At 49.0% G+C, this 26,422-nt stretch carries 21 protein-coding genes; 5 read left to right on the forward strand and 16 right to left on the reverse strand.

Going from position 1 to position 26,422, the window contains the following annotated elements; translation table 11 throughout:
- Window positions 1–186: 186 nt before the first annotated feature.
- From manA to EWA64_RS14395, 6 genes are all read right to left on the reverse strand, one after another.
- Entirely contained in the window at window positions 187–1,395 is a 1,209-nt protein-coding gene (gene manA / locus EWA64_RS14370) for a mannose-6-phosphate isomerase, class I (RefSeq protein WP_061893888.1), read from the reverse strand.
- A gap of 118 nt (window positions 1,396–1,513) precedes the next feature.
- Window positions 1,514–2,854: an MFS transporter gene (locus tag EWA64_RS14375; RefSeq protein ID WP_061893889.1), complete on the reverse strand. Its 1,341-nt coding sequence runs from the start codon at window positions 2,852–2,854 to the stop codon at window positions 1,514–1,516.
- Window positions 2,855–2,859: 5 nt separating this feature from the next.
- The gene (gene uhpB, locus EWA64_RS14380; protein WP_061893890.1) at window positions 2,860–4,359 is read right to left on the reverse strand and encodes a signal transduction histidine-protein kinase/phosphatase UhpB; all 1,500 of its coding nucleotides are present in this window, start codon (window positions 4,357–4,359) and stop codon (window positions 2,860–2,862) included.
- Complete coding sequence (uhpA, locus tag EWA64_RS14385; protein WP_061893891.1) at window positions 4,359–4,967, reverse strand: response regulator transcription factor UhpA; 609 nt, start codon at window positions 4,965–4,967, stop codon at window positions 4,359–4,361. Before uhpA ends, uhpB begins: the two co-directional genes overlap by 1 nt.
- A 136-nt stretch (window positions 4,968–5,103) precedes the next feature.
- A complete protein-coding gene (gene uhpT, locus EWA64_RS14390; RefSeq protein WP_061893892.1) occupies window positions 5,104–6,501 on the reverse strand; it encodes a hexose-6-phosphate:phosphate antiporter UhpT in 1,398 nt (465 codons plus the stop codon).
- A gap of 285 nt (window positions 6,502–6,786) precedes the next feature.
- On the reverse strand, window positions 6,787–7,938 hold the full coding sequence (locus EWA64_RS14395; RefSeq protein WP_061893893.1) for a cytochrome-c peroxidase: 1,152 nt from the start codon (window positions 7,936–7,938) through the stop codon (window positions 6,787–6,789).
- A 377-nt stretch (window positions 7,939–8,315) separates the two neighbouring features.
- On the opposite strand from EWA64_RS14395, the gene EWA64_RS14400 reads away from it, so the two are divergent.
- The 3 genes from EWA64_RS14400 to EWA64_RS14410 all read left to right on the forward strand — a co-directional run bounded on the left by EWA64_RS14400 (window position 8,316) and on the right by EWA64_RS14410 (window position 10,162).
- Entirely contained in the window at window positions 8,316–8,696 is a 381-nt protein-coding gene (locus EWA64_RS14400; protein ID WP_061893894.1) for a nuclear transport factor 2 family protein, read from the forward strand.
- A gap of 50 nt (window positions 8,697–8,746) precedes the next feature.
- The gene (locus EWA64_RS14405) at window positions 8,747–9,394 is read left to right on the forward strand and encodes a hypothetical protein (RefSeq protein WP_244881431.1); all 648 of its coding nucleotides are present in this window, start codon (window positions 8,747–8,749) and stop codon (window positions 9,392–9,394) included.
- Between the two features lie 117 nt (window positions 9,395–9,511).
- Window positions 9,512–10,162 carry an HAD family hydrolase gene (locus EWA64_RS14410; protein WP_061893895.1) on the forward strand — a complete coding sequence of 217 codons (651 nt, stop codon included), beginning with the start codon at window positions 9,512–9,514 and terminating at the stop codon, window positions 10,160–10,162.
- Window positions 10,163–10,232: 70 nt separating this feature from the next.
- Here EWA64_RS14410 and EWA64_RS14415 read toward each other — a convergent pair whose 3' ends face one another.
- The 4 genes from EWA64_RS14415 to EWA64_RS14430 all read right to left on the reverse strand — a co-directional run bounded on the left by EWA64_RS14415 (window position 10,233) and on the right by EWA64_RS14430 (window position 16,146).
- Entirely contained in the window at window positions 10,233–11,873 is a 1,641-nt protein-coding gene (locus EWA64_RS14415; RefSeq protein ID WP_061893896.1) for a methyl-accepting chemotaxis protein, read from the reverse strand.
- Between the two features lie 294 nt (window positions 11,874–12,167).
- Window positions 12,168–12,875 (reverse strand): SDR family oxidoreductase, encoded by a 708-nt coding sequence (locus EWA64_RS14420; RefSeq protein WP_061893897.1) that lies wholly within the window; start codon window positions 12,873–12,875, stop codon window positions 12,168–12,170.
- Window positions 12,872–14,257 (reverse strand): DASH family cryptochrome, encoded by a 1,386-nt coding sequence (locus tag EWA64_RS14425; protein WP_061893898.1) that lies wholly within the window; start codon window positions 14,255–14,257, stop codon window positions 12,872–12,874. The genes EWA64_RS14420 and EWA64_RS14425 overlap by 4 nt, the downstream gene beginning before the upstream one ends.
- A 233-nt stretch (window positions 14,258–14,490) precedes the next feature.
- Window positions 14,491–16,146, reverse strand: a complete 1,656-nt coding sequence (locus tag EWA64_RS14430) for a S1 family peptidase (protein WP_061893899.1) — start codon at window positions 16,144–16,146, stop codon at window positions 14,491–14,493.
- A gap of 334 nt (window positions 16,147–16,480) precedes the next feature.
- Here EWA64_RS14430 and EWA64_RS14435 point away from each other — a divergent pair, with 334 nt between their 5' ends.
- On the forward strand, window positions 16,481–17,539 hold the full coding sequence (locus tag EWA64_RS14435) for a GGDEF domain-containing protein (RefSeq protein ID WP_061893900.1): 1,059 nt from the start codon (window positions 16,481–16,483) through the stop codon (window positions 17,537–17,539).
- Here EWA64_RS14435 and EWA64_RS14440 read toward each other — a convergent pair.
- The gene (locus EWA64_RS14440; RefSeq protein ID WP_061893901.1) at window positions 17,527–18,627 is read right to left on the reverse strand and encodes a linear amide C-N hydrolase; all 1,101 of its coding nucleotides are present in this window, start codon (window positions 18,625–18,627) and stop codon (window positions 17,527–17,529) included. The two genes, EWA64_RS14435 and EWA64_RS14440, sit on opposite strands and share 13 nt — an antisense overlap.
- A 249-nt stretch (window positions 18,628–18,876) precedes the next feature.
- On the opposite strand from EWA64_RS14440, the gene EWA64_RS14445 reads away from it, so the two are divergent.
- Entirely contained in the window at window positions 18,877–19,164 is a 288-nt protein-coding gene (locus EWA64_RS14445) for a hypothetical protein (RefSeq protein ID WP_061893902.1), read from the forward strand.
- A 28-nt stretch (window positions 19,165–19,192) separates the two neighbouring features.
- Here EWA64_RS14445 and EWA64_RS14450 read toward each other — a convergent pair whose 3' ends face one another.
- The 5 genes from EWA64_RS14450 to EWA64_RS14470 form a co-directional block, all read right to left on the reverse strand.
- Window positions 19,193–20,110, reverse strand: coding sequence for a helix-turn-helix transcriptional regulator (locus tag EWA64_RS14450; RefSeq protein ID WP_061893903.1), 918 nt, complete (start codon window positions 20,108–20,110; stop codon window positions 19,193–19,195).
- A gap of 110 nt (window positions 20,111–20,220) precedes the next feature.
- Entirely contained in the window at window positions 20,221–21,231 is a 1,011-nt protein-coding gene (locus EWA64_RS14455; RefSeq protein ID WP_061893904.1) for an alpha/beta hydrolase family protein, read from the reverse strand.
- Window positions 21,232–21,250: 19 nt separating this feature from the next.
- Window positions 21,251–24,376: an efflux RND transporter permease subunit gene (locus EWA64_RS14460; protein WP_061893905.1), complete on the reverse strand. Its 3,126-nt coding sequence runs from the start codon at window positions 24,374–24,376 to the stop codon at window positions 21,251–21,253.
- A complete protein-coding gene (locus tag EWA64_RS14465) occupies window positions 24,373–25,509 on the reverse strand; it encodes an efflux RND transporter periplasmic adaptor subunit (protein WP_061893906.1) in 1,137 nt (378 codons plus the stop codon). Before EWA64_RS14465 ends, EWA64_RS14460 begins: the two co-directional genes overlap by 4 nt.
- A complete protein-coding gene (locus tag EWA64_RS14470) occupies window positions 25,506–26,387 on the reverse strand; it encodes an ABC transporter six-transmembrane domain-containing protein (protein ID WP_061893907.1) in 882 nt (293 codons plus the stop codon). The genes EWA64_RS14465 and EWA64_RS14470 overlap by 4 nt, the downstream gene beginning before the upstream one ends.
- Window positions 26,388–26,422 lie beyond the last annotated feature (35 nt).

Raw genomic sequence — 26,422 nt, forward strand, 5'->3', positions numbered from 1 at the left:
ATAGAGCGGACAGCCAGTGCATTGAAAGAGACTATTTTGCACTATCTGTTCTCTTTCTTCTACGTGGTACAGCCGTTTGCGTGAGATTAAGCTATTGATTCTGTTTAAGAGAATGACGCACAAATATAGGCTGGCATCCATCACCCGATGAATGCCAACCGCAGTTTATTTTAATTGGAAATCGACTTAGCCATTAAACGCGCGAGCGACACGACCTTCACAACTTAACCTGTATGTTCCCACATACGCAGGAATGAAAGCCGATTGCCCTTTACCAAGTACTAATGTTTCGCCGCTTTGTGCGAGAAGTGTTACGTCCGCATCGATGGGCATTAAGATTTCCGCACTGCTCATCTCGACTCGTTGTTCTTTTGGCGCTTGGAAGACGGAGAACTGAAAATCTTGCACAGGAACAGGGAAGTGATGTTCACAGCCGCTGATTTCTGCTTGGGTTAATAGGGTGTTGATTGGCTTTGGAACGAAGTCGGTACACTTAACCAGTTCTTCCACATCCATGTGTTTCGGTGTTAAACCGGCGCGAAGTACGTTATCTGAATTCGCCATGATTTCCAGCCCCGTGCCTTTGATGTAGGCGTGAGGCGTTCTTGCACATAGGAACATGGCTTCACCCGGTTTAAGCGTAATAACATTCAGCAATAACGGGGCAAACAAACCCACATCATTTGGGTACTGCTCAGCAAGGTCTAAAATCAATTCGCACACTGGGCGTGCTTGGTTCATTGCGGCGTAACTTAATAGGTGATCGACTGCATTGAGCTTACGTGCTTCCTTCATAGAAAGGATCTCAACGAAGAAGTGGCACAAGCCGTCTTGGCTAGGGTTACGTTCAAACTGCTCTAGGTAGCCGTTAATCTCAGGAATGTCACACAGGCGAAACTGAGCGATGATTTCATCAAACGGACGAAAGCCGTTCATTGCTTGGTATTCCGTTAGTGCGTAAACCAGCTCAGGCTTGTGGTTGGCATCTTTGTAATTACGATTGAATGCACTCAGTGGTACGCCCAGCTCTTGTTCTTTGGCGTAACCAAGCTCCGCATCTTGTTTGTTGGGGTGCACTTGGATAGACAAGGCTTTATCCGCCGCAAGGATCTTGAAAAGGAAAGGTAGGTCACCAAAGGTCTTTGCCGTGCTTTGCGATAGAAAGGCTGACGGATCTTGTTTGATCAGTTCCGACAGCGAAACATGGGTACTTCCTTGCTTTACCATAGAACAACCATTGGGATGCGTACCCATCCAAACTTCAGCTTGAGGTTGCTGCGCTTGGTTAGCAAAGCCAAACAAATCTTGGATCGCAGTGCGGCTTCCCCAGTCGTAGTTTTGGATCTTATTGTCCATTTTGAAGAAGCATTTTGATGAAATAGTATTCGAATTCATGAATTTTACCCGTAGAAAACCCTCCGAACGGAATCGGAAGCAAAAAATAGTGGTGATTGGACGGGTGAGCGCTTAACTCACCCCAAGAGAGGTAGAAGTCGCTTCTACAATGAGATGTCTACAGCCTAAGTTTGGGAGCGAGCGGCTTTCTCGAAGGTTGAGCCTGCAAGAACGGCAATAACAGCAAGCCAATGACGGCAGCGCATACTGAGATGGTGATGAAGAATCCAGTCCAACTGTATTCTTTAAGAATCAATGCGAGCGGGTAGCCAGAAAGCGCAGCGCCCATGTAAGCAAACAAACCCACAAAGCCAGTGGCTGCGCCAGCGGAATCTTTATGCGAACATTCCGCCGCAGCCATGCCGATCAACATTTGTGGGCCAAACACGAAAAAGCCAATCGAGAACAACCCCGCCGCTTGAAACGTAAAGTTGGTTAACGGCATCAACCACAGCGCTGCGACAGAGAGGAAAATACCTGCGGCAAATAACAGGTTCATCGGGCCTCGGTTACCGCCGAACAGTTTATCCGAGCCCCAACCCGCCACCAGAGAGCCGACAAAACCACCAATTTCAAACATAGATACTGCAGCGTTGGCATTAATTAGGCTGTAGTGGTGCTGTTCTGTCAGGTACAAGTTACCCCAGTCGTTGATTGCGGTACGCACGATGTAAACCAGAACATAACTAAATGCGAGCAACCAAATGTACTTGTTGTTGAACACGTATTGTTTGAGGATCTCTTTGTAACTCAGCCCTTGTCCGTGATTCTCTTGGGCAAGTTCTAATGGATCGTTGCGCCATTGCCCAACGGTTGGTAGACCTTGAGTGGTTGGTTTATCGCGCAAGCGCCAACACACAACCACACCGAGAATGACGCCAATGACTCCCGGAACGATAAAGCCTTCCCGCCAGCTATAGTGGAACGTAAGAAATCCAACGAGTAGGGGAATTAAAGCCCCACCGACGTTATGAGCGGTGTTCCAAATTGCCCACAAGAAGCCACGTTCTGAGCGTGAATACCAAGTGGTAAGTAGCTTAGAACATGAAGGCCAGCCCCAACCCTGGAACCAAGCGTTCATTACCCACAGAACTGCGAGTGCAACCAAAGAGCTGGAGAAGCCAAACGCGATATTGATTAAGCCGGTGGCGATTAAACCGACACCCATGAAAAAGCGGGGGTTGGAACGGTCAGAAATGGTGCCGGAGATAAACTTGGATAAACCGTAGGTGATGTAGAAAAGCGTCCCAATCATACCGATATCGGCTTTGTCTAAACCTAGATCAGCAATCATCGCGGGTGCGGCATAGTTGAACGTTTTTCGCGTGAAGTAAAAGCCCGCGTAGCCAAGATACATCCCCAGCATGATGTGCAGACGCCAATAACGGTAGCGTTCATCCACTTTCTCTTTGCTAAGGGGAGCTCGGTCATAGCTCGGAGACTGAAATAATCCAAACATGCTCGTTACACCTTAGGTAATGTGATGGCGATTTGCGTGCCATCTACATGATCGTTCAAAGAGTAGATATACATTTTCCCGCCAAGCGCTTGCACCCGTTCTTGCATGCCGCGAACGCCCATCCCTTTCATGCACTCTTCGGTTTTAAACCCAATGCCGTTGTCAGCGATGTGCAATGAAATGTTCTCGTCTATAGAGAGCTCGATAACGATAGACGTCGCATTCGCGTACTTCGCTGCGTTGTTTAGCGCTTCTTGGCACAAACGGAACAGAGTGACTTTTAATGTGTCGCCCAGAGACTCGTGGTCGCCTTGCCAATCAAGCACAACGCGTGTGCCATGATTGTCGAACTCCATATCACGGGTTAACTGGTGAACAGAATCCTTCAAATCCAGATCGTCGAGCATTTTCGGGCGCAATTTGCTCAGCAGGTGTTTAGTAGTGTCATAAACATTGAGCGACAAATTCTCGATCATCTCGGCACAGCGTGTGTTCATTTCTGCGTTATCGACTCGCTTAATGATGCTTGCTTGGGTTCGAATCGCTGTGATGTTCTGTCCAATCTCATCGTGCAGCTCTCTTGCTACGTCGCGTCGCACCGACTCTTCCGCTTGAATAAGTTGGCGAGACAAGGTTTGGTTTCTTGACAATTCACCCCGAAGCTTTTGATTAAGATCTTTCTGTTTTTGCACCGCTAAACCGAGCATGATGCCGGTTAAGGTTTGTGCAGAAAGAGAGAGCAGCAGGTCAGTGATTTCTAAGTTCGACACCCCACTTCGCGCAGCAATCAAGGCAATACTGTTTAACATGGTCGCAAGCAGCGCACCCTGCCAGCCATAGCGCAGCGCAAGCACAATGATTGGGATGGCCATACAAAAAGGGGCGAAGCGTTTTAGCTCATCCGGCAAGCTGGTTTGAATCAAAATGCTGGCGATCAATAACACGCTATAAAGCAAGATATGACGAACTTTGAATTGAATGTCGTTAGCTAACAAATTTGAGGTCAAGGGCGACCAAGGGCTTTGGAAGAGATAGTTCCAAAGCAAGTAACACATTGGCAGAACCAACAAACCGCCGGCAATACTTGCCAACCACGCCATATAGACCGATTGAACATGGTAGCCAACCGCGAGCACATTAATGCAAGACGTTACGAGCAACACGACAGCCATAACCGCTAAGTGCTGATTCTGATCGCCTTTGTAATAGCGCTTAGCAAGGTAAACCACTGGAATACTTAATACGCTAGCAACCAACACCATCAACCATTGAGGTTGTTCAAGAAGTAGAGCGAGTGCGACGGTCAATCCCCATTCGGCGAGATAAATCGTGGCCCAGTATTTTTTACGCGTATGCAGTGTTAATCCCAAACGCAACGCGAAGGGGAACAGCATGATCGCAAGCTCAGCATCGTTGACAAAGTAATACGCGATCACCCACAGACAGAACCATGAACATCCTGCCATGAATAAACCGCAAATGGAGGTGATGAGGTAGCTACGCATTAAAACGACTCTTGCGAGAACAGTTTGGCAAGTTCAACGTTGTTCTTGACGCCGAGCTTATCCATCGCGTTTGCACGGTGAACGTGAACCGTCTTATGGCTTAAGCCAAGCTCAGTGGCGATCGACTTCACATCCAAACCGCGAGCCAGCAATTGGCACACTTCGTTTTCACGGCGAGTCAGTTGAGTCTGCGTCGCGGCCTTGCCACTTGGTGTTGCCAGCTTTAACGCAATATCGGGCGTTAGGTAACAACCGCCAGCAGCACTGGTTCTTACGGCTTGGATTAACTCATCTGGACTACAGCGTTTACTTAGATAACCTTTCGCGCCCAGTTTCAGTGATTTCTCAACCATCGCGGCAGAATCGTGAACACTTAGCATGACACACGCAATGCCAGAAGGGATTTCGGAGAGTAGGGTAAGCCCACTTTCGTCTGCCATCGAGATATCTAGGATAACCACATCTGGCTTGCATGCAGGTAATCCCACTCGAGCTTCGGCTACCGAGCTAAATTCACCGACAACATTCATGTCTGTTTCAAGGCTCAACAGCTGAGCAAATCCTGAACGAACAATGACATGGTCATCCACAAGCGCTACGTTAATCATCTTAAATACCAAACTTCAGCAATAAACAAACGAAAATGAGTTCTTAAAGAACTCAATAAAATCCTACGATGATACTAAATTGACCAAGTTTATTTAATGATCTAGTGCGCTTTGACTGGCAAAGCGCACAGGTTGATTAAGCTTGGTTTTCTGCGAGTTCAAGCTTCTTCTTGTTATGTCGGATCTTTTTCTCTTCCGCGATGGCAACAAAAGCAAGCAAAACAATACAAATCATTGCTGAGGTATCTAGGGCTGCGAAGGTGCCTTTCCAACCGGTTAGACCAAAGATTGGCGTACCGTCTGCAATCATACCAAGCCCCAGTTTCGCGAAGCTGTCACCAATTAGGTAGGCGAATGTGCCTTTTACACCATCTGCCACACTGATTGCTTTCTTAGGCACAAAGCCAACTGCCGCAACACCGATAAGCAACTGAGGACCAAACACGAGGAAACCAAGCACAAACAGCGACGCTAGGTACATGAACTCGCTGGTTGCATGTTGGTAGAACTCAAGGGATACAATGATCAATGCAAGAGAGACACAAGCCACTAAAGCACGGCGACCATTTGCAAGGTCAGATAGGTAACCCCACATTAGCGTACCGACGAGTGCGCCCACTTCGAATAGGGTAAAACCAGAGATTGCCGCTTCTTTTGATAGACCAAGCTCTTGGTATGCGTAAACCGTTGACCATTGGTCGATACCGATACGCACGATGTAAAGGAAGATGTTGGCAAAGCAAAGTAGCCAGATCACTTTGTTTTTCAGTACATACTCAACAAAGATCTCTTTTTTGGTCATCTGGTTTTCTTCAGCGGCGGTGTCTTCTTCACTCACTGCTTCATCGAAAAGTTCTTCTACTTTACCCAGACCGTAAGCTTCAGGAGAGTCACTACCAAAGCGCATGCCGATGAAACCCACGATGATCGCAATGATAGAAGGGAAGACAAACATACCGATTACGTGACCGTCGAACAGGTAGTTAGCACCAAACAGAGCGACACCAGCAGCACCAGCACCACCGACGTTGTGCGACATGTTCCACAAGCCTAGGTAAGAGCCACGCTTGTTACGTGGAGTCCACTTGGTGATGGTCGAGTAACTAGAAGGACCACCCGTACTTTGGAAGAAGCCACTGAGTGCATAGAAAGCCACCATCAAGAACAAACTCGCACTGCCGCCACCCATGCTGAAGCTGAAACCAAGCATGGCAAGACCTGAAAGGATCAGCATGAAAGGGAGGAACTGCTTGGTGTTCTTACCATCGGCATAGTAAGAGACGACGGTTTTACCAATCCCGTAAGTAATCGAGAAACCCAGACCAATTAAACCGAGATCGGTCATGCTCAAACCGTAAGTGGAGATCATGTCGTTTTGCGCGACGTTGAAGTTTTTACGGACCAGGTACATGGTCAAGTAACCAATAAATACCACTAGGTAAGATTGGATAAATGGCTTGAACCACATTTTTCTACGTACTTCGACAGGAAGATCGAGGGTCGGCTTCCGGACTTGTTCAAGGAATTTTAACATCGTGAACTCTCTTGGATTAGGGGGATGCACTTGCGTGCTCGCTTTCTTTTACCTGCTGGCGATTGTAGAGAGTCCGTTTTTGAATCACATGAGAGCAGGGCTTAGATTGGCTAAGAAAAATTCCTAGAAAAGAGTGAGTGAGCGCTAAAGCGTGAAAATCATCACATTCTGTGGGGCATAGTTAATACGCACAATGTAAGGCTTCAACCGCTCGCGCTTTGTGAAGCATATTACGCCGGCTCGCATCCATCGGGCGATGGATGCGAGCTGCTGTTTATTTTTCTTTTATTTTTCTTCGAGCAGGTATTCGTAGCGTTGGTCGGTGAGTGTCTTCATAAAGGCGACTAACGCGTCCACTTGCTGATCGGTCAAAGCGCGCGATTGAAATTTTGCTTCGGTCAGCGCTAAGTTTTTATCAACCTCAGGCGCTCGCCAAGGCTGGCCTGTTTCCGGGTTAGTCGTGCGGGTTGAGTTATTATATTTGTCGTAAAACAGCACCACAGTACGCAAGTCTTTAAACACGCCGTTGTGCATATAGGGGCCAGTCACGGCGACGTTGCGCAGTGTCGGCACTTTAAACTTGCCAGCTTGCGCTTCATCGTTGATGCGCGGGTGTTCAAGCAGCCCTTTGTCAATGTGCTTCGTGCCTAGGCCGTTAACCTTACGCACTGCCGTATTCACCGGAACCCCTAAGTTATGGTACTCATAGTTGCTAAATGTTTCCCCTTGGCTGTTCGGAAAAGCTTTTAGCTGGTGGCATGCGTTGCAATTGGTAAACTGCTGAGAAAAGAACAGAGCCTCACCCAACGACTCTTGTTGAGTCAACTTGACTTCATTACGCAGATAGCGGTCGTATTTAGAATCAAAGGGCGAAAAAAAGTCCGTTTTTTCAAACGCGGCAATGCTTTCTGTCATTGCAAGGTAGGCGGCGTCGGTGTCTGACCATATCGCATCACCAAATAAAGCAGTAAACCCTTGCACGTAGACACGGTTTTCCTTGAGCCGATCGACTACGGCTTGTTTGTTAGGCATGCCCATTTCAAGTGGATTTAAAGGAGGGCCACCAGCTTGGCCAGCCAAATCGCGCTCTCTGCCATCAAGGAAGAGCCCGCCTTTAAATTCGCCCGCGTCATTACGGGTTATGCGAGGGATTTTGTTGGCGTAAGAGGCAGTTGGTGTATTGCGGTCACCAAACGACACCCCGTCGTCGCCTTTTGAGACCATTCCCTCCAACTCTGACTCTCTGTTGTCAATAAAAGCATGGTTCGGATTGTGGCAAGTGGCGCAAGATTGCGTTCGATTTTGCGAGAGATTGACATCAAAAAACAACATCTGCCCGAGTTGTTCCTTGGTCATGGCTGAACCATCGCTTGCTGCAATAGGGTAAGCATGAAGTAACGCAACAAGACCTAGCCATAACGCTGTGGGTTTGGACAAAATAACCTCCGTGGTAAGAATGCCCAAGCAGTTGGGCTGTCATAAGTGGTGAAGATTATACCTCAAGCGTGTTAACAACGAATACTAGAGTAAGCCTGTGTATGCGGAAATGATAACAATGAATGATAGCGGTTCACACGCGAAGTTTTTATATTTGAATCAGTCTCTTATGTTTGGAGTGGATAAGAGCGAATTGGTTATTGCTGTCCGGCATGCGAGTGAGGTAGCATCCAGCCTTCAAATAGTGAAGGCGGAATCGCAACGCTTGGCATGTTGAGGCTTAAGTTGGTACTGTCAAAAGGGGATGTCACGCTCTGCCTAAGGCGGATTACGCATTACTTGTTTCTAAACACAGAATCATGGACTGGGAGAGAATAATGGAAGCAAAAGAGGTCGTTTTAGCCTTTTGGCAAGCGATGAAAAGTAACGATTTTGCCAAAGCCAGTGAATGGCTAAGTGTGGATTTTGAGGGCTTTTGGCCGCAGTCGCGTGAGCTGATTGTTGGCAGAGAGAATTTCACCGCCATCAATTCCTATTATCCTGCTAATGGCGTCTGGCGGTTCGACATCCATTCTGTGGTTGGCGACGGCGATACGGTGGTGACGGACGTCTCGATCACCGACGGTGTACAAAAAGCGCGTGCTATTACTTTTCACACCGTTGCAGATGGACTCATCTGCAAACAAAAAGAGTTTTGGCCAGAGTCCATGCCAGCCCCTGAATGGCGGGCACAATGGGTAAAAATAGTACCAGAATAGCCTGTGTCGAGTTGGAGTGCTAAGGCGTGAGACAAACTAGTGATACCAGTATGATGAGAAAAATAATCTCTTTCTTTATGTTGGCAACTTGTGCCGTATTTATTGTCGCAGGAGCGGTGAATCAAGGTTTTAGTGGCTTTACACTTGCTTTGCCTTTCGTCGCTGTGTTTCTTTATCTCTTGAGGCACTTTTCATTCAAGGCACGAGTTATTACATTATGTGGCATCGTATTGATGGTACTGCCATTCGCTTGGCAGCATGAAGAGAACACCATCATCTACCCTTGGATAGGTGACGAGTTTACTGCCAGTTGTGGCTGGGAGGCTATCACATACGGCAAAGAATTCACTGGCTATCAATACGCTACATTAGTTTTTGACGGCGCCGAAGTCGATGAAAAACATCTGCTTAGTCGGCGTGCTATTCCTTGTGAAGCGACTTGGACCTTAAAGCGTGTCTTGGTCCGGCATCCGGATCTGACTACCCAGTATTATCCTGTCTTTACCATCAACGGCGTTGAAGCAACTATGTCGGGGCGTGAGCTTGACACCGCATTTCAAGCTGGGAGACTGACGCACGCGTACATCCGTCATTCTTATGAGCTGCAATCTAAATGGACCCAAAACTTGAGCCAATTAATGATGTGGCCATCAGTGCCCATTTCGCTGCTGACCCGAATTCAAAGGCTCTTTTACTAGCCAGAGGCCTTAGAATACGTTGGGTGAATAGAGATGTGTTCAGCCACCCACCGTATTAGCTTCACGATAGATGGTGAATATCTTTTGGCTGTGATGAAAACAATAACCCCAAATAGAATGGAGACCGTTTTGAAAGAGTATCAGGTATACCTGTTTGATATGGATGGCACGTTAGTCAATTCTGAGCCACTAAAAGGCAAAGCGTTAGCTCTAGCTTGCGGTGATTATGGATCAAACGTTGATTTCAACCTCTACAAGGAAGTGATGGGTGAAAGTTGGTCTGTGGTAACGGGGCACTTTTTCACACACGCGAATCTCTCCCCCGAACTGGCGGAGTTCAATCGCCATTTTCGTACCCACTACGAGCGCTTATTGGCCGAAAATCTAGAGTTGAATCAAGGCGCGAAATCATACATTGAGCACTTGAATGCATCAGGCAAGCAATGCGCGGTGGTGAGTTCAGCAGCAACGTGGATGGTTGATAATATCTTAAGCGCTCTCGAACTGAGGGACGCATTTCAGGTTGTGATTACTCAAGAGCATGTGACGAAACATAAGCCTGATCCGGAAGCCTTTCATTTAGCCTTATCAAAACTGGGAGTGACACCCGAGCAGGCTTTAATATTTGAAGATTCCAATGCCGGCGTCTTGGCAGGCCAAGCGAGTGGTTGTGATGTGGTCGCCGTCAGGCATGCATTCAACGGCAAAAATGATTTGAGCGGAGCGCTTGCTTGCATCGATAGTTTTGAGGAAATGCTGGCAGCGTAAAGCGCTCAAAAAAGCTCAGCATGACAACATACTGAGCTTTTTACGTTTTTTACAGGTCAAGCCGTTCTCGTTACACTTTGAAGAAGGCCACTTCCTGTTTGAGATGGTTGGAAAGGGCATTCAAGTTCTGGCTGGCGACTTGATTATTCTCCATTAAGCGGATGGACTCGTTCGACATACTGGAGATTTGTTGCATGGCGACGACTAACTCGCGAACCACTCCCACTTGCTCATCGGTCGCAATGACAACGTCACGCACTCGATTGAGTGAGTCCTGAGACTGCTGCTCAATGCTCACCAGCAGTTGGCTTGCTTCCGCGGTATTTTTCTGGCAACTCTCGACTTTAGGCTGGGTGTTCTCCATGGCGGTCACGCTTGCTACAGTCTGGGCCTGTACTTCTTTGAGCATTGATTCAATTTGTGTTGTCGCTTCGCCAGTACGTTTGGCTAGGCTTCGCACCTCATCAGCTACCACGGCAAAACCTCGTCCGGATTCGCCTGCACGTGCCGCTTCGATCGCCGCGTTCAGCGCAAGCAAGTTGGTTTGCTCTGAAATACCGCTGATCATATTGACGATTCCACCGATATCGCGCGTTTTTGCCTCAAGCTGTTTGACCTGAGCCACGGTGTCATTGACCGCTGTGGTGACAGAGAGCATTTGTTCAGCAACTGCCGCTATGCGAACGCGACCATCGCGCGCATTGTCCGATGTGTTGACCGAGTTTTGCTCTGTAAGACTGACCACTTTGGCGATGTCATCAATACTCGCGTGCATGGTTTCTAACTGAGTTGCCATATTCTGCGTCAGAATAGCCTGCTGCTGCGCTGAATCAAACACCGAGCTAGATCCGCTAGAAACGGCTTCTACCTGGGTTGCCAACTGCTCTGATGCGCGGCGGATATTGAGCACAATCGAGCTCAGTTTGTCGGACATCAGTGACAGAGAATGGAGAATGCTACCGCGTTCACTGGGTTCATAGTGCTGAGTGAGTTCGCCGCTGGCCATTAATTGAATGGCATTCTGTGCCACATACGGTTCACTGCCTAAGGAAAGACGAAAACTGCGTTCGATCATAAAGGCCACCAGTGCGGAGATCACGACCGCGATACCGCTTAAAGCCAGCATCAGGCTTTGAAATCCATTGGCTTGTGCTCGCGCTATTGGCGTAAGTTGCTGATTGAGAGATTCTTGATAATCAATAAATTCATTGATCGCCGTTAACCAGTTGGCGAAACTTGGCCGAACCTTATCCAGCAGAAGCGGGGTAACATCAACGCCACTGGTTTTTTTCGCGATGACCTCTTGCACTAGGGGCAGAGTCTTGGCTTGTATTTCATCAATTCGTCGCAGAATGTCTCTTTCCTTCGCTGAAAACGGAACGCCGTCGGACATCATACGTTGCATGTTTTGCTCAGATTGCTGATAAAAGGTTTCCAAATGGCGAATATCGTCTTCAAACTGGCTAATTTCCCTTGCGCTTCGGGCCATCGCCACATCACGAATCGCAATCGCTCGGTCATGAACACTGCCTCGATAGTTGATGGCGTAGCGCTGCTTCACGGAGTTGATGTCGGTCACCTCCTCTAAGCTCATATCGATAAAATTGACTTTTTGAATACCAATAATGGTCAGTACGCCCATCAGAGCGACTAAGGTGCCAAAACCTAGAGCCAAACGCGTCCTTACTTTTAATTTTGCGAGGTATTGCATTTCATTCTCCTCATAGCAAACGAAATGGTTGGGGGGCGCCCCCCAAACCTGTATTTTTGTTTTTTTAGAAAGCAGATAGAGCTTGCTCTACTTAAAAAAATGACCAGCAACGAGTTAAGAGCAGATTAGCCACAACAGAGGCGAAATGGGCTTTTAATCGCGCATGTTGTGGTTTCACCAGCGTATCTTTGCAAGGAGTGGGCGGGAATGTCCAATCACTTGCCTCGATTGCATTAATTGGTGGGATCAATTGTATCGAGCTTAATTAACGATACAGCTCGCTCTCTACCCAAGTTACCAAGGAAGCTCCTTGCCATCATAGGCATAAAATCCGCCGCTTTGTTCAGGTGTTGCCGCTGCAATCAAACCAATCAAATCGTGCGCAACACGGGCGGGGTTGAACAGTTTCTCTTGGGCGACATTGCTGTGAAAGGGCGCAGAGAGTTTGGTGTCGGTCGTGCCGGGATGCAGTGCCAACACCACGCCTTTTTTCAGTGAGCGTTGCCATTCAATCGCTAACGTTTTCAGCAGCATATTGAGCGCCGCTTTCGAGGCACGATAGCTGTACCAACCGCCGAGTTGGTTATCACTAATACTGCCGACCTTGGCGGAAAGCGTGGCAAACTTGGCCGCCTCACTCTGCTTCAGTTTGGCGGTGAAATGCTTGGCAAGCAGTAGGCTAGGCAAGGCATTGTGGATCAGGTTGTAGAGGAAAAAATCCGCATCTAAGGCATTGAGGTTCTTTTCTGGTCCTTTATTTGCTGTATGCAGTACGCCGACACAGTTGATAAGCCAATCGACTTGGCTAAATTGCTCACTCAGGGCTTGTACCTGCGCTTCTTGGGTGGCATCGAGTGCGTGCCAAGTCAGCCGCGGGTGCTGCCACGTCGGCGTAGTACTATGGTAAGTCGCATCCACGTTGGCCTTACTAAACCGGTTCAGCGCTTCTTGCACCATCGCCAAACCAATACCGCCGCTGCCACCGATGATCACGATATTCATGATGAGCTTTCCTTATTTTGAGGATGATGGATAAGATGAGACGCGCTGGCGGCGATTGGCCAGTCAACCATATCGACACTGTCGAGCGCCAAATTTTCGAGAGCATTTCGCTTGTCACAAGCCGTTCCGCACCATTTGGCAACGAACTCGCCCTTTGGATCGTAAGTGTGCGCCTGTTTTTCGAGGTTGAATTGCCGCGAGCCGCGTGGGTCGGCTCCGACTCCCGCCAAATATTGCCAGTTGCCCCAGTTGGATCCGACATCGTAATCCACCAACTGGGTTTCAAAATAAGCGGCACCATAGCGCCAATCTAAGCCTAGTTCGTGAACTAGACAGCTGGCGACTAACTGTCGACCACGGTTGGACATGTAACCCGTTTGATTCAGTTGTCGCATACAGGCATTCACAATGGGGAAAGGCGTTTCTCCGTGCTTCCACTGTAAAAAGCGCTGCGCATAGAAACTGGTGAGCGGTTTTTTCTCGCCAATCCCAGAGAAGCGAAACAGTTTTGCGCCATAGCGCCGCGCGTACCAGTAAAAATACTCACGCCACAGTAACTCAAAGAAAATCCAGTAGGTGGAATCGTTCGCGCCATGTAGAGCTTCATAACGCTGCAACATGGCATAAATAGTTTTTGGCGAAACCGCACCGAGCGCGAGCCAAGGCGAAAACTTAGTGGAATAATCCATGCCGTCTAACCCATTGCGTGTCTCTTTATAGCAACTGGGGAGCATGGAGGAGAAATAGTTTTGGCAATGCGTCAGCCCTGCGTGCTCCCCACCGATAAAGGCGCTGTGATTCGGCTCGGCGACAATGTCCAGTAAAGGCAACTGCCAGCCTTGCTCAATGGGTGGCAAAACACGCGGATAACCCATCGGCGCAGAGAGGGAGAGCGTTTCTACTTGCTTACGAAATTGGGTAAAGGTGCTCGGTAGCGCCTCAAGTGCAAACGGCAACTGCGGCTCACTCAATAAGCTGTGCAGAGCTTGCTGATGGATGTGCACAGAAGAAAAGTCCTGATGAATGCGCGCGATAGCTTGACGCTCATCTGAGCCCGCCATTGCATCCACATAAATATCCGTAATCTCGACTTGAGTCAGTAGATGGCGCAGCGCTTGATAGGGCAAAAGTGGCGTCACCCAAAGCTTTTGGCCTAGCGTACTGAGCGAATGATCTAAGTCAGCCAAGGTTTGGTTGAGAAACCTTTGCTTGGCTTCGCCCCATTGAGTTTGCTGGGCATAGTGCGCCAAAAACGGCGTAATCGAGGGATAGCAGTACAAACAGATCAAGCGATCCACTTGCTGCGTTGCTTGCTCAAGTAGCGGGTTATCGTTTACTCGTAAGTCGTTGGTAAACCAGTAAAGGCCAATTTTTTTACTCACGCTATCTTCTCTTGAAATTGCTTACTGAACGTGATTTTTACGTATCTGGCTCTTTATCGATCAAGACAGTATGTGGAGAATTTTCCGCTACATTCTTCTCATTTTTACCCATCTATTGGTGGTCTTTGGAGCCTACTCTGTTTATCAGACGCAAAAAAACCAAGCGACTTAACCTCGCTCGGTTTTGATCAATAGCGCGCTTGGCTGTGATTACTAGAATGTGGGTAGTGCTCTTATTGGCGTCGTGATCGGCGCAGCCACAGCATAGCCAATAAAGCCAATCCGGAGCCGATCCCGAAACTACCCGCGTCGCTACTATTATCGCTGCGAATGAGATCCAGCGTTTCTTGCAGGATATCGGTGAGCAATTTGCCATGTTTTAGCTCAGTGAGGCTCACGTGGCTATCACTCTGCTTACTGTTTTGACTGCGGTGGTACACCAATCGAACTTTGTTACTCGCGCTATACATTTCAAGCGAATAACTGCCTTTACTCAGTATTTCATTGGCATAGCCGAAGAATACTTTCTCTTTTTTACCGTTTAAGTAAACCGTTAATGAATCTAAGCCGCCATCGGACTTGATCCAGTAATCAAATGAAAACTCACCTCTTGGCAGGTTATCAAGCACTAACTCAGAGGTTTGATTTGCTTCTAGGTCAGTTGCACTGGATAACACGTTCCCTTCAACTTGCCAGCGATGATTGTTCTCGTAAGCGCTGTGATGGGGTAGTACGTTGAGGTAGCTTCTGACTGCGTGAGACGCAGGCTGGAGCGCATCATAGTCCAACCATGCGGCGACCTTCCCCTCTTTAAGGTCGCTTGATTCGAACTCAAGCAAAACTCGACCGAGTGTGTACTCAACAATGCTGTAATCCACTTCAATTTGGCACTGCTCGCCGGGAGAGAGGAGGCCTGAACAAGTGTCCTTCGCGGGGGCGATAATGGTCAACCAAGTGTTTCCGTTGACCGTCGCTTGAGGATTTTTCAGCTCAATACTGTTGTTGGATTGGTTGGTAAAGGTAAAAATGTGCTTGCGGTTCGCTGCAAGGTCAATGATGCCAATGTTTTTACTTTGACGATAAGAAAGACCCGCGGTGCGATCCTCAATCCAATTCTGATAGTCACTCACCTTGGTATAGACTCCGGGGTTAAGACCGCAGCCGACGCCCCAACTGACAATACCCATCTGTTTGAGGCCGTTGGTGGCGTCATACATAATTGGACCGCCGCTGTCACCTTGGCAGCTGTCAACACCGATTTCACCTGCGCAAAATACGTGGTCACCAAGATTTTTGTAGCTACTGTTCGATGCTTTGCATTTTGCCAGAGATACAAAGGGCACAGATGCTTGATGAAGCACTCTTGGATTGTCGCTGCTGGCCTTTTTCACCGGGTCATAATGACGGCTACCAAAGCCAATCACATTCAATGAGAGATTTTCGTTTAGCTCATTAAAGTCAGCGCTTTTTGCTACGGAGAGTAAAGGATTATCGATGGCACGAGTCAACTCCAAAATGGCGATATCGTCGCCATCAAAGGCGGTTTGGTAATTTTGATGGCGATAAATCTGTTTTACTTCGACTCTAACCGCAGAAGATAAGTCATCAAAATTGTAGGCATTCACCACCGCCTGTAAGTCGGAAGCGAGCGTTTGTTTGTCAACGCAATGCGCGGCGGTTAAAACATATTGATTGGCGATGAGGCTGCCACCACAAAATGGCTGAGTTGCGCCGTTTCGGGTTAAGGCGACCATAAATGGCCATGCGTTAGGTTGCGCTTTATCACCGCCGATCAGTCGAGCTGTGATATCAGATTCCATTCCAGAAGCAGTAAAAGAAGAAAACAGCAGTAACGTTCCAAATGCTGTCGATAAAAGGTTGTGCTTCATAGATACCTCAAAAGAACCCACACCTATTCGTGGGAACGGTACCATAACAGGTTTGAATAAATAGTAAACAAAAATGTGGTGAATAGGATTTGTTTAATATAAATGCTATTGCATATGAGTTGTTTGTATTTTGTTTGAATAAAGAAATTGTGGTGAAGATCGCCAAAACGTGACAATTTGTGATTATTTTTTAGAAAATTAACGCCATTTAATAGTTTGAATGATGTCAATTGCATACTCTTCATCATTCACTATAATTCGTTATTATTATTGTCAATATACAGCGCTAATCTATCGGGTAATTCTATGGGTTGGTTTAGATTAAGGAAGACACATGTTGAGTGCGTGGATCGCAAAATGGCTGGCGCTGCGAGTCGATGACGAACGCTATAAAGATTACTCTTTTCTGGTGATTGCCTTGATGATTCTCGGTTTCACCAATCTATTCTTTCTCTACTACAATATCTTTGTCATACCCAACACGCCAATGCGTAACACTTTGGCGATTGGTATGGTCTCGTGTGTGATCAGTTTGCTGCTGATGAAAGAGTGTCGAGCGCCAAAAATTGCAGCGTTTATCATGCAGTTAAACATGACCCTTTCGAGCATGTCTATCATTGTTCAGGAAGGGCACCACGAATTTTCACTTGCATTCATTTTTATCACCCCAATGGTGTCTATGCTGATTCTGGGCTACAAGTTGGGCGCTTGGTTTAGCAGCATAACTTACCTTATCACTGCATCCTATATATTAACGACGATGGACTCTTGGCAGCCGGCCTATTTTGAGACGATCAGTTTTATTCATTTCACTACAGTATTTGCCTTTTTGTTTTTTGTCGGTTTTTTTTACGATCATAGCCGTCGTCAGTTATTGGAGTCCTTGCGCAAATCAAACCAAAAATTGCACGAGTTAGCCACTAAAGACCCTCTGACTGGGCTGGCAAACCGCCGATGCTTGGATGATTTTTTGCACAACGTACAGCAGACTCGTTGGATTGCGATGATTGATGTGGATGACTTTAAAAAGATTAATGACCGATTGGGGCATGATGTCGGAGACTCGGTGTTGTCCAATCTTGCTCGCTGCCTAGAAAAAGTGGTGGAGCCGGGCGATTTGGTTGGCCGTTGGGGAGGTGAGGAGTTTCTGGTGTCCATCGATGCAAGCCATGAGCAAATTGCCAAAGAGAAGGTGCAGAGATTGCTAGACAGTATTGCCCAATATGATTTTGCGATTGGACAACCTGTGACGGTCAGTATCGGTTTGGCACTTCATCAGCCAGAGTACCATCGTAGTGCTCTGCTTCATGCCGATGAAGCGCTCTATCGTGCCAAAGCCTCAGGCAAAAATCAGTATTGCCTTGCTATGGATAAGTTTGACTATGCCGTGTGAAGAGGGTGTTGTGTCACAGGGTGCATCTTCTTGGTGACATCGCCCATCACTTGCGCCGCTCTAAAGGTGGCATCCAGACAGATCGACTGTGCTTGTTCAAGCGATTTAGGAAACTCCACCCAGACAGTTTGAATAGTGTCGTTACTTTGTAAGTAGTAGCGCTTATTTTTACAGTCGCTGATGTTGGTCCATAAGGTGAAAGAGTTGAAGGTGATGCCAGCCTTTTTCTCCAATTGCTCTTCAAGATTGTTAGGATGCAGCGCTTCAAACCCTTGTGGGACTTTACATGGGGAAATCATGGCCGCGACTTGAGCAACACGATCAACCTGAGTTAAATTCTCGTTTTGCAGCAACCGATAGTAGCTAGCGCGTTCAAATCTTTGTACCGAGGTATGGCCTCCCGGCGTGGTAAAGACTGGGTTTTGATTCGCGCTTTTGGTTTTGTTCCATTGATAACGCCAGTACGTATCTAGGTTGATCTGGGTCTGATAATCCGGCTCGTTGGTCATGACCGTATAGTCGCGGTGATGATAGATGGTTAGTTTGCCCTGATGAATTTCCAAAATAGCGGAATCACCGTGTCGGTCAGAAATCGCTGCATGAACCTGTGCGGGGGCGTTGGGATCACCGGGTACGCTGCCGCCGAAAAAGCAGATCTCCATACCCGGTTCTGGGAACGAGAAATAGCTCACCGCTTCTCGAACAGACGCGAAACAATCCAGCATAAATTGCCCCCAGCGTAGAACACTCAAGCCTTTTTGCTCGTCACTGAGTGACCCTTGGTGAAAGGTGCAGTTGGTGTCGTATAACACGTTGGCGACAAAACCTTTTTCATTCATGCCATCGCAAAAACCAAAGCTATCTTCGTCATCGCCTAGTAAGGTGGCTATGCTCGCATATTTTGCCTGCCACTTAAGCACTTGCTTTTTTGTTATCCCTTCTTTTTTTCTTTCCGCTTTACTCATGCCGACTGCGCAGTCGCCCGCTGGGGTAAGCATTAGTGTGGCATCAAGGTGAAACTCCCAATCCATGTTGCGAGCCACAGCGACTTGTTTGTTATCCATATTGTTGAGAATGCGTGTACACATTGTATTTTTCTTTCCTTCTGGTTGTCTTCCCGACGGTCTAGGCGAACCAGCTCAACAGCGATTAACGACCTTGTTGAGCCTAACTGAAGATTAGCTTTAGCAGATTATGACGAGCTTGGGCGGAGTGCGATATTTAAAATGAGAGTTGTGCTTACTTTTTGGTGTGAAATTCTACTGTCATATTAAGTGGTTAACTTGTGCGGCGAGTTTATCGAGGCGGTTGATAAGCCCCAAATAATGTGAAGTGCCATGCGTAAGAAATTCAATCCATCCGATTCCACCATTATCAAGCTTTTGCAACAGCGTGGTTTGATCAAAAGTGAAGCCGTTGCAAAACTCAAGCAGGATGTCTATCGCTTACATCCTGAGGAAGTGACGAAAGTGAAGAATTATGCCGAGCATTTTGGCATCCATGCGAAGGAAAAACTCATCGATGAAATTCTGGATCTGCGCCGCGAAGCGTTAATTCATCGCCTGTCGCGTGAGAGCGAAGTGATTCCATCTCAGCCACAAAGATCGTTGTCAGCGGTAGACTGAGTCTCGCAGGATCTAAACGATAGAGAGGTTAGTCTTCGTCATGATTTGGCGTAACGATGGGAAGCTGAAAAGAGAAGGTCGCACCGCCCGTGGGTGTCAGTTCGACATCGCGTACGAACTCCAGCAAAAACGCATTCTGATCGATCTCCAGTTGTTTACGTGCTGCGATCGCAAAAAGGGCATCTAAGGCAGCGCTATAGGCGACATCAGAGACAAGATAAACTTCAGCGCAAAGGTAGTATCCTTCAGGCAAGGTGAAGTCGTGCTGGCTCTGCTGGGCTTGCCAATCGCCGATAAAGGTTTCAATCAGCTGCCAAGGGCTGTCTAACTGCGCGATGGGCGTTGCGCTGAGCAAGCGTCGCGATTTCTCTCCATAGATACCTATGACGTTATCCCAGTCAGGGTTAGCAAGTGTGAGCTTTTTCATCCCGCGCGCAGGATACCAGACCAATTCGGTTGGCATCGCTTGTACCAGTTCTGTTTCGAGCGAATGTTGCGGGCTAGGGTGGGCGAGTTTGGCGATGAGCTCTGCTGTTTCATGCGGAGTGGCGTGATCTGCCATTTGGCGGATGGTTTTGGCGCTGATACCGAGCTCTCTTTTTAAGGCTTTGGCCAGCGCTTGCGAAGAAGAAAAACCACACACATGGGCGACGTCGGTCACGTTGTGCTGCTCTTGGCTCAGCAGCAGGTTCACGGCGTGTTGCAGCCGTAGCCGCGCAAGATATTGGCCCGGAGTCTCGTGAAAAAGCTCGGTAAATTGTCGATGAAAATGCGACGGGGAAATCGCGCTGGCGGTGGCTATTTCTTGCCAAGAGCGGGGTTGCTGCCAATCTTGATGCATCAGCGTTAGAGCATCGGCAAAGCGTTTTTGCCAGTGTTCTGGTAATGGCTGGAGTAGGGCAATTTCTGGCACAAGGTTGAACGGCGATTGGCGTGATGCAGACATCGATAGGGGCTCCAATTTGGCAACCGACTTACTATCGTCCGTTAACTTGATAAGGTCAACACAATACAAAAGTAGCCTCCTTGCTGCGGCTCGCTATTCACGTGCCTAGGTTATTGAGCTTGAGCAACCTGGCTAAGCCAAGTGTCAAGAGTGTCGAAAAATTCGCGGGCATACGCCTCGTCGCCATACCAACTGAGCTTGATGAGAAACCAAAGGTCTGGGGTCTGGGTATTGAATGTGGGATGCTTAAGTAAACTGTGTGTTGCGTTAGCAATTCGCTTGATGGTCAGGCTGCTTTTCCCTTCAAATAGTTTGCTTAGTCGCCGATGAGTGTGGTTGATATCCACATTGAGGTCCTGCTCTCCCAGTAAGATGAGCCCGGGTTTTGTCAGATTATGGTAATCATTGCTCGCATCCGCAAAGGCGTTCAGTTTGGCAAATTGAAAGCGCTCTTCACTCATCAAGTCCGGTTGGTTGGCGTACTGCGTTTTATAATCGGCGTAGGTGGGATTGGCTTGCCAAAAAGCAATCTCTTGCAAATGGTGCTGATAGGCCTTGGCGATGTCACTTTCGTTGGCCCCGTTTGCTTCTAGGCGTGTTTTCGTCAAGTACCAGCTTTGCTGCATCCAATTGATGGCAAAGCCGACGCCGATGAAAAAATCCACCTCATCATTGCTTTTTGCAACGGCCGGTACCACCCATCCTGCTTGGCTAAAGCCCATCAAGCCAAGGCTTTTGGTTTGGTGACGGAAATGGTTTTTGACAAACGCGATGGCGTCGTGAACTTCTTGTTGGCGATCCTGCATGGACTGGTTAAGCCAATTGCCCGTCGAGTCGCCAACGCCCGGTTTATCCCAGCTAAAAACCGCATAGCCATTGTCAATCAGTCGTTGCCAAATTGGCTCATAATAGCCATAGGCGTCATAGCTGAGCGCTCCATCACCATGCACAAAAAGAATCACCCCTTTGCTGTCGGTTGGCTTTTCGGCCGATAAATAGTAGCCAGCGAGGATATTGTCGCCACTTTGAAAGCGAATTCTCTGCTCTTTGGCGTGTAAAGGAAAACTCACGCTCAAACAGAGCAGCAAGGTACTAAGCAGAATTTTGGTCAGGACTTTCATGGTCAATTCTCCATATCACTTAAATAGCGCCATTCTTTGCGCTTTCACCGGAATTTAAGTTTGATTCTACACGCGTAGTCTCAAGCGTCGTTTCTTTCGGCCTGGAGTGAGTTAACGCGAGTAAAAGTGGGACTAACAATAAGGTGACTGCGGTGGCAAACAGTTCACCAAAGACCAACGACACGGCAGCAGGTTTGAGATATTGCGCTTGTTCGGCACTTTCGTTTAACAGTGGCAATAAGCCGCATACCGTGGTCAGGGTGGTGAGAAAAATCGCCCGAAACCGGCGAGCTCCTGCATTGATTAACGCCTGTGTCAGCGTGGCGCCCGCTCGATACTCGCGGTTGAAATAGGTGATCAGAACCAACGAGTCGTTAATAACAATACCGCTCATCGCCATCATACCAAACAGCGACAGCAGGCTGATTGGCAAGTCCAGCAAATAATGTCCAAAGATAGCACCCGCAAAGCCAAATGGGATCACCGTCATAATCAATAGTGGTTGCCAGTATGATTGCAGCGGCACCGCCAGCAGAATATAGATCAGCAACAAGGTCAGCAGCATTGCCGAGCGAAATCCGTCAGACACTTCGCCTATCTCTTCGAGCTCACCGCCTGCGCGGATCGTGACTTGCGGATACTGCTGATTGAGCGATTCAATCGAATCTTGCAGTTGCATCAGCGTTTGTTCGGGAGCTTGAATGGCTCGGTTTTGCAGCCAAAACAGATTGACCACAGGGTCACGATCGCGTCGATAGAGGATTTGCGGCGGCTGTTGGTAATGAAAATCAGCTATATCAGCGAGCAACACACTTTGCCCCTGAGCGAGCGGCAAGCGAGTTTGCTCAAGCTGCGCTATGGTCTTGCGCTCGTTGGAGGGATAGCGCAGCAGCACTTGCGTTTCTTGGCCTTGCTCCAGCAAACGGTGGATTTCTCGCTCGCCAAACGCCTCTCCCGCGAGACGCGCAAGTTGTTCCTGCGTTACACCTAACTGTTGGCCATATGCGTTAAGCCGCAACCGCACTTGCGGTTGCCCGTCTTGGCCATCGTCATAAACGTCATTGACACCGGGTAAACTGCGTAGCGTTTGTGCCAACTGGCGTGTAACTTGCTTGGCGAGCTCTCGCTCAGAGGCTGAGATGGAGAGAAAAATTTCCCCGGCGGGCGTTTCAGCGCTGCTAAATTGCTGAGAATAAACACCTTCGATGGAACCGGTGGCTTGACGCCAAAGCTCGGTCAGCGATGATGCGGGTAAGGTGCCAAGCGCCTCACGGCTCAGTTGCGCCGTGACTTCTATCTCGCCATGGCCGTCCGACCAAGCCAGCAAATTAACCACGGGCGGCGTGGTTAAGCTGCCGTTCTCTAGCAGGTGCTCTTCAACCTGAGTCATGGCGTGTTCGAGTTGCATCACCGCTTGCTTTTGTAGTGGCAAGGGTGCGCCTTGTTGCAATACCACCTTGGCGGTGAGGTATCGACCAGGAATGTCGGGGAAAATAGCGCTGCGAATCGTGCCGTTTGCCCACATCCCATACGCCAGCACCACTGCGGAGATAAAGCCAAACAAGGCGGCAAGTTTGTGGCGCAGCACGGCTTTGAGCAGTGGTAGATAGACGCGAGCAATAAACCAGTTCAGCCCTTGTTGCACCGCCCTTTGCAGCGTAGCGAATCGCCCTTGGCTCTTTTTTGCTACTGACAACTGCGCCAGATGCGATGGCAAAATAAACTTGCTTTCCAGCAGGGAGAAGAACAGAGCAAAGATCACCACGGCCGAAAAACCAGCAAGGAGACGAGCCAAGTCACTGTTGATCCACAACATCGGCGAAAACGCAGCCATGGTGGTGAGTACGCCAAATACCGTTGCCACCGAGACCGAGTGCACGCCCTGCCAAGCGGCTTTGCGAGCGTTTAGTTGTTTGCTGCGTTTGTCATAAATCGCTTCACCGACCACCACCGCGTCATCGACCAGAATACCCAGCACCAGAATAAAGCCAAATAGAGTAATGTCATTGAGGCTGTAATCGGCAATGCGCATCGCCGTCAAGGTGCCTGCAAGCGCAACGGGAATGCCTGCCGCGACCCAAAAGGCTAGTCTTAAGTCAAGAAAGAGGCCAAGCACGACGATGACAATCAATAATCCCTGCCAAGCATTGTTGCCTAAGCGCTGCAGTTGATCTTCAATGTAGGGCGCCATGTCGGCGATGGTGCTGAGCTGGATGTCGGCGGGCAGCGATTTTCGCTGCGCAGCTAAGGTCTCTGCTATCGCCGCGCTGACGTCCAGCAGGTTGTCTGTTTGACTGGTGCTGACTAGCAGGGCAATCGCATTTTCACCATTGTTGCGCACAATGGCACCGCTTGCTTCATAGCCACGGTTTAACTTGGCGATGTCACCGAGAGTGATACGTCCTTCGGTCTGAGAAACGATGGTTAGGCGGCTGAGTTTTTGCAAATCATCGGCGATCCAGTCTCCTCGAAGCAGCACCCTGCCACGTTCGCTCACCAGCTCACCGCTGCGAGTCTGTAGAGACATCCGCTCTATGGTTGTCGCCAGATCTTCCAAGCTAAGTCCCAGTGCGTGCAATCGGGCCGGATCGGGCTCAATCACCAACTGAGGTTTACGCCGTCCCCAATTGGCGACGCTGGAAATATCGGGATGCCTTTTTAGTGCTTGTTCAACCTGACGAGCGATGGGTTGCAGCGCATCATCGCTGCGAGGGCCGGAGATGACGACAAAAGCGGCCAAATTGGTGAACTCATTGCGCGTGACTTGCGGCTTTTCAGCCAGTGTCGGCAAGGTACTTATGGCGTTGACACGATTACGCACGTCATCGAGCAGTTGGTTAAGGTCTGCACTGCTGGTTTTACGTACGATGATATTGGCCATTCCCGCAACGGATTGACTGGTGACTTGCTTGATGCCAGCAATGCCGCTGATGGCTTCTTCAATACGCTGCGTGACACTGTCATCAATCTGCTGCGCACTGCCGCCGGGATAGCTCACCGAAATGGCGATTGAAGATGGCGCGATTTGGGGGAAAGACTCGACACGCAACTGACCATAAGCCAACAAGCCACTGATTAGAATGGCGAACATCAGCAAGTTTGCCCCAACCGGGTGGTGAATAAACCACTTTGTTAGCCAGTTCATCGCATCGCATCCTCGTGTAAGACATAAGCAGTGCGTGATTGTGGTAAAACTTGTTGACCCTCGAGCATAGAAAGCAGCGGATAGAGCACGACGCGGCGGGTTTTATTACTGTTCTCAACAAAACGTACGTACACATGCTCTGGTGTTTGTGAGACCAGAGTCACCCGCTCTTTTTGCAGGCGTTGCTGCTCGTCTAGTGTCCAGACATCACCATCTCGAGTGATGGCACTAAGTGGTAGAGCGGTAATATCGGCCTGTTTGGCAAGCTGGACGATGACATTGACTGATTGGTTTGGGCGTAAGTTCGCGCTACCTTGATAAGGCTCAGTAACGGCAAACACCACTTGCCTTTGGCGAGTAAGAGCATCAACCTCAGGCAACACATAACGCAGATAAGCGGGCCGCGTTTGTCCGGCGCGATCTTGCACCTTAACGTGGGCGCTGGATAATTCCGCTTGCAGTTGCTGCCAATGACGCTCAGAGACTAGGACGGTGACGTCGAGTGAGTCGCTGGCCGCTAAGCTAAACGCAGTTTGGCCAGCATCCAGCCACTGGTTTGGGCTCACCGAACGTTTGAGGATCACCGCGTCAAAGGGGGCGATCATGCTGGCTTGGCTCAGTCGCTCCATTGCACTGGTCACTCTTTGTTTTGTCTGAGCAAGCAAAGCTTTCGCCGCGGCGACTTGAGGCTCGCGACGGGCAAATGCGGAACTTGGCGTGGCAGCTAACATTTTTAGTGCCACGGTTTGTTCGTGTTCAACCTGTTGTAAGTTGAGCTGCGCTTGTTTGAACTGGCTATTCGCCTCGGCTAAATCGGCGGCTAGCGCGTGAGTGTCGAGTTTTGCCAGTTCTGTGCCTTTTTCAACCCGCATTCCGGGTTCTGCCTTTGGATGCAACCAGGTCAGCTGCGCGCTGCTGGTGGCTTTAAGTTCAATTGGCCAGCGAGCCGTAGTGGTGGCAAGCAATATAAGCCGAGGGGCGTAATCAGTTGGCACCACTTCCACTACCGTGGTGGTTGGCAATGGCTGCGCTTTTTCTTTAAATGCGACAGGTTGCGGCTCAAGTGCCTCTAGCGCTAGCAGCGCAGCGATAATGCTGCTCGCACCAGCCAGCAGAACAAGAACTTTTTTCATTTGGCATGCTCCGGTGCGGCTAAGTTGCTCGCTGGCTGATTGAGCCGCTGACTGATCTCTTCTAAACGCGAGAGGGTTTGCAGCGTGATTGGTAGCATGACCGCGGTTTCGACAAATTCCAGTGAGTAGGTGACGACAGCAAATACTTGTCCCGCGGTGGGCGCGGGCAGATGACTCACCAGCCACAAGTTAGCGACCACCGAGCTAAAGAGCGCGATAAAAATCAGTCCATACACCAGCGCTTCAGTATCAGAGAGTTTAATTTCGCACTGTTTCAACCGCTCAAAGTGCGCTCGGATAGCGGCGAACGAACGGCCACCCAGCACGCCGACTTGCTGCTCAAGTTGATCATTGAGTGTGGCGTTGAGACGAGTAAAGGTGCGATGAAACAAAGTGTAAAGCAATAGCATGGCTAGCCCTGCGGCCAGAACGCACAGGGCGAGAGTGAAATGAAAGCTGGCGAGAATGACTAAAGTTGCCAGCAACTGCACCAGCGCGGTAATCACGGCGGGCAGATGTTGCTCTAGAAAGTCCACCAGTTCCCGAGACATGGTCAGGCGCGCATCTTTCACGGAAATGGGCACGGCGCGCAAATTGCGCGCGACCAACTTGGCCAACCTGACTCTGATTGCTCCGTATACTCTGGTGTCGTAGACACGCCGCGCCACGCTGATCACCACCAGCGCAAAGAGGATAAATCCGAGTGTCAGCAGCGGACGCAAGTTTTGCTCAAGCAGACCATCAATGGCAAAACCGATAAAAAGTGGTAACAACATCATCAAGACATTCTCTGCCAAGACGATGAGCCAAGTCAGGGTCACACGCTTGAGACTGAGTTTGATCACCAAGCGCAGTGTGATGGGGTAACGAAATAACATGGTTGATCCCACAAATTGAAGTGGGATCAGTATTG

The organism is Vibrio cidicii, assembly GCF_009665415.1.
Lineage (GTDB): Bacteria > Pseudomonadota > Gammaproteobacteria > Enterobacterales > Vibrionaceae > Vibrio > Vibrio cidicii.